Below are 10,615 nucleotides of genomic sequence, written 5' to 3'. Positions count from 1 at the left end.
GGCTGCTCGACCGCCAGCGGACCCGGCTGGCGCGGGCGCAGGCGCCGCTCGCGCATCTGCTGGCCGCGATGCAGGACATGGCGGCGCGCCCGCCCATTGCGGCGGTGGCGCAACCCGGATCGGTCGCCGACCTCGCGCATGTCCGCGCGGTCTTCTCCACCATCGCCCCCGTCATCGCCGAGCGTTCGGCCACCGTCCGCCGCGAACTGGCGGCATCACGCCGGGTCGAGGCGCAGGCCAAAGTGGCGGCGCAGGCGCTCGCCACGACCTCCGCCAGGCTGGAGGGCCAGCGTCAGGCGCTCGCCCGGCTGGAGGCGCTGCATCGCGGCCGCGCCGACAGCCTGGGGCGCAGCGCGATCGACGAATCCAACCGCGCGCTGGCGCTGGGCGAGGCAGCGCGCGACATCGTCGATCAGATGGCCGAACGTGGGACGGCACAGGCGACCGCCGGGGAACTGGTCCGGCTGGCGGGCCCGGTTGCCCGGCCGCTGGCGCCGGGGGTGAAGGGGCCGGAGATCGCGGCCGGCACCTATCGCCTGCCGGTGCGGGGCCGCGTCGCGCGCGGTTTCGGCGAGATTTTCGATGCCGGCGTGCGGGCGCGTGGCATCACCCTGGCGACCGCGCCCGCCGCGACCGTGGTGGCACCGACCGCCGGGACGGTCCGCTACGCCGCGAAGTTCCGGGGCTATGGCGGGATCGTCATCCTCGATCATGGCGAAGGCTGGACCAGCCTGGTGACCGGCCTAGGCGCGCTGGCCGTGCATATCGGGGAGCGGGTCGAAGCCGGCGCGGTGCTCGGCCGGGCCGGCAACGGCCGTGGCGGAGCCGCCCCGCGCGTCACGGTGGAACTGCGCCGCGACGGCCGTCCGATGGATATCGCGGCGCTGCTGGGGTGAGGGTGGCGCTTCGGCATCGCGCAAATGCGAACGGCGGTCGGCGCGGCGGGCCTGCGCTGGTCCCGATCTCCGTCCGGCAGGAGCGACGTCGAAGGCCATGCGATGTCGTACGGCACGCGCATTCCGCTCAGCCCCGGTTCAGCACGGTTACGCTTTGATTGCAGGCGGCTTGCGGCTACAAAGGCCGCCATATTTCCAGGTCCAGGACACTCGATGCCCCGTCCGCTTGCACAACGTCCGTTTCTGACTGCTACTGCGATCGTCGGCGCGCTTGCCATGGTGCCGATCACGACCTCTGCGATGGCCGCGGTCGACAGCTCCACCGTGCGCCAGTTCGATCGCTTCCTCGACGTCTATAATCGCATCAAGGCCGATTATGTCGACAAGGTCGACGACGACACGCTGATCAAGGGTGCGATCCAGGGGATGCTCGCCGCGCTCGATCCGCACAGCAGCTATGTCGATGCGCTCGATTTCGACAATCTGAAGATCCAGACCGAGGGCAATTATGGCGGGCTGGGCCTGACCGTCTCGATGGAGGATGGCGCGATCAAGGTCATCGCGCCGCAGGAGGATACCCCGGCGGGTCGAGCGGGCGTGAAGTCGGGCGATTATATCACCCATATCGACGGCAAGCTGATCTACGGCCAGTCGCTGGACGAGGCGATCGGCCAGATGCGGGGCAAGCCTGGCACGAAGATCAAGCTGACCCTCGTCCGTCCCGGCCGCGACAAGCCGATCGAGCTGACCCTGACCCGCGAGGTCATCGTCCAGCGCCCGGTGAAGTGGGAGGTGAAGGGCGATGTCGGCTATATCAACATCAACACCTTCTCCGAGAATACCGGCGCGGACACGCGGGGCGCGATCATGGCGATCGACAAGGCGCTGGGGCACCGGCCGCTCGGCTATGTCGTGGACTTGCGCGACAATGGCGGCGGGTTGCTGACCCAGGCGATCGCGGTCAGCGACGCCTTCCTCGATCACGGGGAGATCGTGTCGCAGCGCGGCCGCGAGAAGTCGGACATCGATCGTTATTACGCCAAGCCGGGCGACGATGCGCATGGCCTGCCCATCATCGTGCTGACCAACTCCGGCACCGCCTCCGCCTCGGAGATCGTCGCGGGCGCGCTGCAGGATCACCACCGCGCGATCGTCATGGGCGAGCGCAGCTTCGGCAAGGGTTCGGTGCAGACGCTGCTGCCGCTCGGCCCGGAGACCGCGCTGCGTCTCACCACCGCGCGCTACTACACCCCCTCGGGCCGGTCGGTGCAGGAGGGCGGGATCGAGCCGGACATCAAGGTCCCGCAGATTTCCGACCCCGATTACAAGACGCGCCCCGTCTTCCGCGAGGCCGATCTGCGCCGTCACCTGATCAACGAGGTGAAGGCCGACAACAAGATCCTCGAAGAGGACAATAAGGACGATCCGCGCTTCGCCGCCACGCCCGAGGCGCTGAAGAAGCAGGGGGTCGAGGACTTCCAGCTCTATTATGCGCTGAAGACGATCGCCCGGCTGGGCGGCCCGGCGCAGGTCGCCGCCGCCACCAAGCCGCCGGTGAAGTGACGATGGCCGTGCCGCGCACCCGCAACGAACGGCTGGCCAATGCCATCGCGCTGCTGCTGCCCGCCGCGCTGCTCGCCGGCGCCTGGGGCAGTCAGCTGATCGGCGGGTTATATCCGTGCGAGATGTGCCACTGGCAGCGCTGGCCGCATTATGCCGCGCTGGTGCCCGCGCTCCTCGCCTTTGTCGTGCCGCAGCGGAGCGTTCGCGGATCGCTTGTCATCCTTGCCGCGTTGTTGATCGCGGTGTCGGGGGCGATTGGTGTGGCGCATGCCGGGGTCGAATATGGCTGGTGGCAGGGCTTCACCGCCTGCACCTCGACGGTGGATTTGACGGGGTTGAGCGCGGCGGACCGGTTGAGCGCCATCATGAAGGCGCCGGTCATCCGCTGCGACGTGGCGCAATGGACGTTGGGCGGCATTTCGCTGGCCGGGTTCAATGCAATCTTCTCGCTGGGCGGCGCGGCGGCGATCCTGTTGTTGATGAGGAAGGCGCGATGAGCCAGCTTCGCTGGATGCCGGGCGACCGGCGTGAGACGACGAAGGCGATGGTCCGGGTGGATCAGGCCGGAGAATATGGCGCGACCCGCATCTATGCCGGGCAGCTGGCGGTGCTGGGCGACCGGCATCCCGCCTCGCGCGCGATCCATCACATGGCCGAGCAGGAGGAGCGCCACCGCGCCTTTTTCGACCGGATGATCGCCGAGCGCCGCGTGCGGCCGACGCTGTTCCAGCCTTTCTGGGACAAGGCGGGCTTCGCACTGGGCGCGATCACGGCAGCGATCGGGCCGAAGGCTGCGATGGCCTGCACCGCGGCGGTCGAGACCGAGATCGACAAACATTATCAGGCACAGCTCGACCAGCTGGGCGACAGCGACACCGAATTGTCGGAGGCGATCGCCGATTTCCAGGCCGAGGAGCTGGAGCACCGCGACCATGCACTGGGCGCGGGCGCGGAGGAGGCGATCGCCTATCCAGTATTGTACGGCGTGATCCGGGCGGGCTGCAAATTCGCCATCGCGGCGGCCAAGCGGATCTGATCGGACAAGCGGGAGAGAGAGGATGAAGAACGGGTCCTGGGCCGCCGCGCTGGCTGCCTTCGTCATCACGGCTACGACGCCGGCCATCGGACAGCAGGTCGCCGCCCCCGGCGCGATCAAGCCCAAGCCGATCGAGGGGCCGGGCGAGGTGTCGCGCAACGCCCCCGTCAACGGCGTGCTGACCCTGTTCGGCAACGAACGCTGCCCGACCGACAATAACGGCAACGAGATCGTCGTCTGCGTCCGGCGCGGCGCGGAGGAACAGTTCCGCGTGCCCAAGGAGCTGCGCGATCTTCAGGTCACGCCCGAGAATGAAAGCTGGGCGGTGCGCGCGACGGGCACGCTGAACGAGGGCGTCGGCGTCAACGGTATCGGCAGCTGCTCGGCGGTGGGCGCCGGCGGCGCGACCGGCTGCTTCGGCCAGCGCGTTCGTGAGAATCGGGCCGCCAATGCCGAGCGCCGGCGGCTGGAGGAAGCGGGCAACCGCTGATCGCGTTTCGGCTTTTTGACGAGGGGCGTGCTGGCTTATGGACCGGGACACCCCTCCGTCAGCCCTGCTGCCTGCCACCTCCCGTTGCAGACAGGAAGATTCCGGTGCCCACTCGGCACTGGCTCTGCCGTGGGGACATGGGAAAAGGAACACCCAACCTCCGTTCAGCCTGAGCGAAGTCGAAGGCCACGGGACGCACTGACCCGCGCCCACGGCAATGTCGAGGGAAGGCAAGGGCAAGGCATACGCTTCGACTTCGCTCAGCGTGAACGGCTCCGGTGGCCCAGGGCCGGGATCCGCGCCGCCCCTATAGACCTTACGCCGCCACCGCTTCCACCCGCCGGGCCTGCGCCATCCGGTCGAGGGCGACGGTGCGGGCGGCGTCATGCGGCGTAATGCCTTCACGCGCCGCCAGCGCGAGCGTGGTCGTCAGCCGCTGGCCCACATGCATCACCCGCCGCCGCACCTCGGATGGGCTCCAGCCGAGATGCTCGCCTGCGACATTGATGATCCCGCCGGCATTGACCAGGAAGTCCGGCGCATAGAGCACGTCGCGCTCGGCCAGGCGCAGGGCCATGTTCGCATCGGCCAGCTGGTTGTTGGCCGCGCCGCACACCACGGGCGTCCGCAATTGCCGGACGGTCTCGGCATCCAGCACGCCGCCCAGCGCACAGGGTGCGAATACATCGGCGCGTGCGGTCAGCAGCGCCTTGCCGCTCATCACCATGGCGCCGAACCGATCCGCCGCGCGCGCCGCCACGTCGCTGCGCGGTTCGGCGACGATCAGCTTCGCGCCCATGCCGTGCAGTAACTCGCACAGTGCGAAGCCCACATGGCCCAGCCCCTGCACCGCCACCGTCACATCGGACAGGTCCGCATCCAGCCGGTGGCGCACCGCCACCCGCATCGCCTGTACGACGCCGAGCGCCGTCCAGGGCGAGGGATCGCCACCCGGCCGCCCGTCACGCGGCGGCAGGCCGGCGACATGACTGGTCTCGCCGGCCACCACCTCCATATCCGCGACGCCGGTGCCGACATCCTCGGCGGTGACGTAGCGGCCCTTCAGGTCCCGCACGACCCGGCCAAAGGCGCGGAACAGCGCGGCGCGGTCATGCGGCCGTTCGGGGCAGCGCAACACCGCCTTGCCACCGCCAAAGGGCAGGTCCGCCAGCGCGTTCTTCAACGCCATGCCCTCGGCCAGCCGCAGCGCGTCGACGACCGCATCCTGATCGCTGGCATAACGCCAGAACCGGCACCCACCCGCCGCCGGGCCGAGCGCGGTCGAGTGGAGCACGATGACGCCACTCGCCCCGCTCTCGGCGTCGCGAAACGGCACCACCTCTTCGGGCGGCAGGTGGTGGGTGTCTTGGGGCAGGGCCATCGTCTTCATCCTCGATCTGATGGCGCCAATCTAGCGGGGGACGAGAAGACGTTCTGGTCGCATATCATGCCCAGGAGCCAGCAAGCCGGATAGAATATTCGATGAAAGTCATGTTAGAGAATAAAAATGCCGCCTGAACTCGATATATGGGAACGCCGTATCCTCGCGCTTTTGCAAGAGGATGCGAGTCTGTCGACCGCCGCGATCGCCGAGGCGGTGGGGCTGTCCGCCTCACCCTGCTGGCGGCGGATCGACCGGCTGGAGCGCGACGGGATCATCAAGCGGCGGGTGGCGCTGGTCGATCGCACCAAGATCGGGTTGAAGGCGCAGATCTTCGCGCAGGTGAAGCTCAATGCGCATGGTCGCGCCAATCTCGACGAGTTCACCGCCGCGATTCGCGAGGTGCCCGAGGTGATGGAGTGCCACGTCCTGATGGGCTCGGTCGACTTCATGCTGCGCATCGTCGCGGCCGATATCGAATCCTATGAACGGCTGTTCTTCGAGCGGCTGTCCAACCTGCCCGGCGTGCAGGAGATCAATTCCACGGTCGCGCTGTCCGAGATCAAGTCGACGACCTCGCTGCCGATCCCGGCCTGATCGTTTTTCCTCCCATGGAAGGGGAGGTGGCGCGCATAAGCGCGTCGGAGGGGTGTCCAGCTTTCGAGGGGGCGACACCCCTCCGTCAGGGCTTCGCCCTGCCACCTCCCCTTCCAGGGGAGGAATTTGGTGGTCGCGCGCTTGTCCCCGATCCTGCGGGCGGCTAGCGCCAAAGCCACCAACCAGGGGGTGATCCGATGACGCGGTGGCAGGGTTTGGGCGGCATTCGGGCGGGCCTGTTCCTTCTGGTTTGGATCTCCTGTGCCTGGTTCGGCTCGTGGGAATTGAACCCTAACAATGCCACGCGTTTGTTCGCGGCGATCCGCATGGTCGAGGATCGCACCGCGACCATCGATCCCTTCGCACCGTTGACCATCGACAAGGCGCAGTTCGGTGATCATGCCTATCTCGACAAGGCGCCGGGCATGACCCTGATGGCGATGCCGGCGGTCGCGCTGACCGACGCGGTGACCGGCGATCGCGCCGACCGGCATCAGCCTAGCGTCTTCGACCTGGGCTTCGTCGAGTATCTGAAACTCCGCACGCGGGTCGCCGCCGCCACCGGCTCGGCGCTGCTGACCGCCATCGCGGCGGTGATGCTGTTCGACCTGGCGCTGATCGTGACGGGCGGCGTCGGCGCGGGCCTGTTCGCGGCGCTGGCCTATGCGTTGGGGGCGCCGATCTGGGGCTATTCCACCACGCTCCTCGGCCATGCGAGCGTGGCGGCCTTGTTCGTCATCGCGCTGGCCGGGGTGGCACGAGGCGGCAGGCGCTGGCTGGCGGTGGCGGGGCTGGCGCTCGGTTGGGCGGTGGTGGTCGAGTATCAGGCGGTGCTGGCGGGATCGGTGATCGGTCTGTGGGCACTGTGGCGGCACCGCAGCGATTTGCGACAGCTCTGGCCGTTCCTGCTTGCGGGACTGGTCGGTGTGCTGCCGCTCTTCGCTTACAATTCGTTCGCCTTCGGGACGCCGTTCCGCATCGGCTATTCGGGCGTGGTGGGTTTCGAGGGGATGCAGCAGGGGCTGTTCGGGCTGACCGTGCCGCATGTCACGGTCCTGCGCGACATCCTGATCGGGCCGACACGCGGGCTGATCTGGGTCGCGCCGATCCTGATCCTGGCGCCGATCGGACTATGGCAACTGGCCGAGACGCGCGCGACGCGCGGGCTGGCGCTGACGGCCGCCGGGGTGGCGCTGGTCGCGCTGCTGGTCAACGCGGCCTATGTCTATTGGGACGGCGGCAACGCCACCGGCCCGCGTCACGCCATGCCGCTGGCGGGGGTCGCGGCGCTGGGGCTGGCGCCGCTCTGGGCATCGGCACGCCGGGGATGGCAACGCGCGAGCCTCGCGCTGTTGCTGACGGCATCGATAGCGATCAACCTGACGATCGCCGCGGCGGAGATTTTCGCGCCGCCCGAATATCGCTGGGCCTGGTGGCAGGCGGTAATCCAGCTGCGCTTCCGTCATGGCGACCTGCGTACCATCCCCTCCGAATGGTGGGGATGGACGACATGGGGCGGCCTGTATCTCTGGGCGGCGGTCGCGACCCCGCTCGCCCTGTGGCTGGTTCAGCGCGCGTGGCGCTTGAGCCCGCGCACTCGGTGCCAGATATAGAAGGCGATCAGCACGACCAGGACGATCCCGATCGCCAGGTCGGCGCGGTGGAAGAAGGCTTTCACGCGCGGGTCCGAATCCCATTTCTCGCCCAGTTCGCGCCCGACGATCGCCAGAACCAGGCAGAAGGGCCAGCTGCCGACGAAGGTATAAAGGTGGAAGGGGACCAGCTTCATTCGTGCGACCCCGGCCGGAAAGGCGATGAAGGTGCGGATGACGGGCAGCAACCGCCCGATCAGCACCGCGACCGAGCCATAGCGCGCGAAGAAGCGGTCGGCAGCGTCCAGCTCGCCCGGCCCGATCAACAGATATTTGCCCCAGCGCTCGGCGACCGGCCGGCCGCCGTGCTTGCCGATCTCATAGGCGACGATGGAGCCCAGATTGCACCCCAGCGCGCCCGCCGTCGCGGCGAGGTACAGGTTGAACTGCCCGGTCGACACCAGATAGCCTGCGAACGGCATGATGATCTCGGAGGGGAGCGGAATGCACGCACTCTCGATCGCCATCAGCAGCATGATGCCCAGATAGCCGCCCGACGAGATGACCCAGATGGCGAAGCTCGCCAGCGCGGAAAGAATATGTTCGACCATGGGGGCAGGGACTTGCGCGATCCCCACGCGGCGGTCAATCGGAACCGCGAAGGCGGGCGGTCGGTTTGGGACGGCATGACCAAGCTGACCCTGAACGACGGCCGCAGCCTGCCCCAACTCGGCCTGGGCACTTATCAGATCCCGGACTCGCAAGTGGCGATGGTGGTGCGGCGTGGGCTCGACACCGGCTATGGCTTGGTCGACACCGCCGCGATCTATGGCAACGAACGCGGCGTGGGCGACGGATTGCGCGACGCGGACGCGTTCCTGACGACCAAGCTATGGAACGACCGCCACCGCGATGCCGAGGCGGCGCTGGACGAGAGCCTGGCGCTGTTGGGTGTCGAGACGGTCGACTTATACCTGATCCATTGGCCGGTGCCCGCCGAGGACGCCTATGTCGAAGCGTGGCAGAGCCTGATCGGCTTGCGCGAGGCGGGCAAGGCGAAGTCGATCGGCGTGTCGAACTTCCTGCCCGAACATCTCGACCGGATCATCGAGGCGACCGGTGTGGTGCCTGCGGTCAACCAGATCGAACTCCACCCGCGCTTCCAACAGCGCGAGGCGCGCGCCTATCACGAGGCCAAGGGCATCGTGACGCAAAGCTGGAGCCCGCTGGGGCAGGGTGGCGAACTTCTGAAGATGCCCGAGATCGTCGCGATCGCGGACAAGCATGGCCGTTCGGCGGCGCAGGTGGTGTTGGCCTGGCATCTGGCGCACGGCCTGTCGGCGATCCCCAAGGCGGCGGATGCGGCGCACATGGCCGACAAGTTCGCAGCGACCGATCTGACGCTGGACGACGAGGACATGGCCGCCATCGATGCGCTGGACGATGCGGACGGGCGGATCGGGCCGGATCCCCGCGAGATGTGACATGGCGGGCGGGTGATCGGGGAGCAACGGAATGGCTGTTCCCCGCCGCTCGCCGGTGACATGCGGGCGAGGAAATCGCGGCTGGTGATGGTTAGGACAATGCCGCCGCCGCCAGCTTCAGATCCGCGACGAAGCGCGCATATTCCAGCTTCTTTGCCTCGGGATCGGGCAGGCGCAGCAGATAACTGGGGTGCACGGTGATGAAGGCCGTGCCGCCATCCGGCAGGGTCAGCGCCTTGCCGCGTTCGCGGCCGATCGTCATGGCCTTGCCGAACAGCGAACGCGCCGCCGTCGCGCCGAGCGCCACCGTCACCTGTGGCTGGATCAGCAGGCGTTCCTGCTCGACCCACCAGCGACACGCCTGGATTTCGCCCGCATTGGGCGAGCTATGGATGCGGCGTTTGCCGCGCGGCTCGAATTTGAAATGCTTGACGGCGTTGGTGACATAGGCGCGCGCGCGGTCGATGCCGGCCTCGGCCACGGCGCGGTCGAACACTTGTCCTGCCGGGCCGACAAAGGGATGGCCGGCCAGATCCTCCTGATCGCCAGGCTGTTCGCCGACGAACATCAGCGCGGCGTCGACAGGGCCTTCGCCGAACACCGTCTGCGTCGCGGGCGCATAGAGCGGGCAGCGCGTGCAGGTCATCGCCTCGTCGCGCAGCGCCGCCCAGGCCGCTTGCGCATTGCCGCCGCGTCCCGAACGAACATCCACCTTCGCCGTATCGATCATGCCCGTCTCCCGCGCCTGCGCGCCTGCGATCAGTTGCGGGACCAACGCGGTTTCCGGCATGTTTTTCCAGTATTTGCGCGGCATCTCCTTCAGCATCGCGCCGATCTTCACGCGCGCCGGGTTGAAGATGCTGGCATAATAGGTCTTCCACACCGCCTCGGTCGGGTCGCCCTCGGGGGCGTCGGCGCGTGCGGCGCCGGGGCCTTCGGTCAGCGTCTTGCCGTCCCAATGGAGCGAAACCTCCGGCGTCAGGATCGACCAGCGCATCGTGGTGAAGCGGTTGACGAAGAACGCCGCATTGGCCCGCACGATATGATGTTCGGGCTCGAACCAGGCGACATAGCGTGGGCCGTCGTCGTCCTCGGTCTCGCGGAAGCGGAGGAAGGCGCGCATCTTGTGGATGTCGCGCCGCACCGCCTTGGCCAGCCGGTCGAGGCGGCGGATCAGCGGATCGGCCTGATCCTCGATCAGCCGGGGCTGGCGGCGCAGCCGGTCAAGTGCGGTGTGGAGCAGCGCGAACCGCTCCGGGTCGTTGGACAGGATGACGCTGCGGGCGAGATCGATGAAGGCGCGCGAAACGTTGAAGCGCGGGGCAGCGGCGGCCGGGCTGTCATCGGCGACCGCGCCGAACAGGTCGGCGGGCTGCTCGCCGACCTGCCATACGACCTGATCGGGGGGAACGCTGTCGGCGATCAGCCCGCGCGCGGCGTCGCGCCAGGCGTCAAAATCATCGGGGGCGGGGAGGGTTATGATGCGCACGCTTCAGCCCCTCGCCTTCAGGGGAGGGGTTGGGGTGGGGCCTCCCCGCAAGCGTTGCCTTTGTGGAAGCGCCCCACCCCCGACCCC

Annotated in this window: 11 protein-coding genes; 8 read left to right on the top strand and 3 right to left on the bottom strand. The window is 68.1% G+C overall.

Annotation, left to right across the window (positions count from 1 at the left end; genetic code table 11):
* From ACQKJZ_RS15595 to ACQKJZ_RS15575, 5 genes are all read left to right on the top strand, one after another.
* On the top strand, positions 1-896 hold an 896-nt coding region (locus ACQKJZ_RS15595), incomplete at its 5' end, for a murein hydrolase activator EnvC family protein (RefSeq protein ID WP_427732159.1).
* Positions 897-1,109: 213 nt separating this feature from the next.
* Positions 1,110-2,459, top strand: coding sequence for a S41 family peptidase (locus ACQKJZ_RS15590; protein ID WP_312490816.1), 1,350 nt, complete (start codon positions 1,110-1,112; stop codon positions 2,457-2,459).
* A 2-nt stretch (positions 2,460-2,461) separates the two neighbouring features.
* Entirely contained in the window at positions 2,462-2,956 is a 495-nt protein-coding gene (locus ACQKJZ_RS15585) for a disulfide bond formation protein B (RefSeq protein ID WP_427732163.1), read from the top strand.
* On the top strand, positions 2,953-3,495 hold the full coding sequence (locus tag ACQKJZ_RS15580) for a demethoxyubiquinone hydroxylase family protein (RefSeq protein WP_427732156.1): 543 nt from the start codon (positions 2,953-2,955) through the stop codon (positions 3,493-3,495). Before ACQKJZ_RS15585 ends, ACQKJZ_RS15580 begins: the two co-directional genes overlap by 4 nt.
* Before the next feature lie 22 nt (positions 3,496-3,517).
* Positions 3,518-3,985: a hypothetical protein gene (locus tag ACQKJZ_RS15575; protein ID WP_312490819.1), complete on the top strand. Its 468-nt coding sequence runs from the start codon at positions 3,518-3,520 to the stop codon at positions 3,983-3,985.
* Between the two features lie 316 nt (positions 3,986-4,301).
* Here the strand turns inward: ACQKJZ_RS15575 and ACQKJZ_RS15570 are convergent, their stop codons facing one another.
* Complete coding sequence (locus tag ACQKJZ_RS15570; protein ID WP_427732153.1) at positions 4,302-5,366, bottom strand: Glu/Leu/Phe/Val family dehydrogenase; 1,065 nt, start codon at positions 5,364-5,366, stop codon at positions 4,302-4,304.
* A gap of 126 nt (positions 5,367-5,492) precedes the next feature.
* On the opposite strand from ACQKJZ_RS15570, the gene ACQKJZ_RS15565 reads away from it, so the two are divergent.
* Both ACQKJZ_RS15565 and ACQKJZ_RS15560 read left to right on the top strand, forming a co-directional pair.
* Complete coding sequence (locus ACQKJZ_RS15565) at positions 5,493-5,963, top strand: Lrp/AsnC family transcriptional regulator (protein ID WP_427732151.1); 471 nt, start codon at positions 5,493-5,495, stop codon at positions 5,961-5,963.
* Between the two features lie 197 nt (positions 5,964-6,160).
* On the top strand, positions 6,161-7,576 hold the full coding sequence (locus tag ACQKJZ_RS15560; protein WP_427732149.1) for a hypothetical protein: 1,416 nt from the start codon (positions 6,161-6,163) through the stop codon (positions 7,574-7,576).
* On the opposite strand, the gene ACQKJZ_RS15555 is transcribed toward ACQKJZ_RS15560, so the two are convergent.
* Complete coding sequence (locus ACQKJZ_RS15555) at positions 7,531-8,166, bottom strand: DedA family protein (RefSeq protein ID WP_427732147.1); 636 nt, start codon at positions 8,164-8,166, stop codon at positions 7,531-7,533. The two genes, ACQKJZ_RS15560 and ACQKJZ_RS15555, sit on opposite strands and share 46 nt — an antisense overlap.
* A 75-nt stretch (positions 8,167-8,241) precedes the next feature.
* Here ACQKJZ_RS15555 and ACQKJZ_RS15550 point away from each other — a divergent pair, with 75 nt between their 5' ends.
* Positions 8,242-9,039 carry an aldo/keto reductase gene (locus ACQKJZ_RS15550; protein WP_427732161.1) on the top strand — a complete coding sequence of 266 codons (798 nt, stop codon included), beginning with the start codon at positions 8,242-8,244 and terminating at the stop codon, positions 9,037-9,039.
* A gap of 91 nt (positions 9,040-9,130) precedes the next feature.
* Here the strand turns inward: ACQKJZ_RS15550 and ACQKJZ_RS15545 are convergent, their stop codons facing one another.
* Complete coding sequence (locus ACQKJZ_RS15545) at positions 9,131-10,528, bottom strand: UdgX family uracil-DNA binding protein (RefSeq protein WP_427732145.1); 1,398 nt, start codon at positions 10,526-10,528, stop codon at positions 9,131-9,133.
* Positions 10,529-10,615 lie beyond the last annotated feature (87 nt).

It is taken from the genome of Sphingomonas sp. NPDC019816, from assembly GCF_050274375.1.
In the GTDB taxonomy this organism is placed as follows: Bacteria; Pseudomonadota; Alphaproteobacteria; order Sphingomonadales; family Sphingomonadaceae; genus Sphingomonas.
The sequence above is the reverse complement of the archived record's forward strand: the minus strand, read 5'-3'. Positions and strand labels throughout refer to the sequence as shown.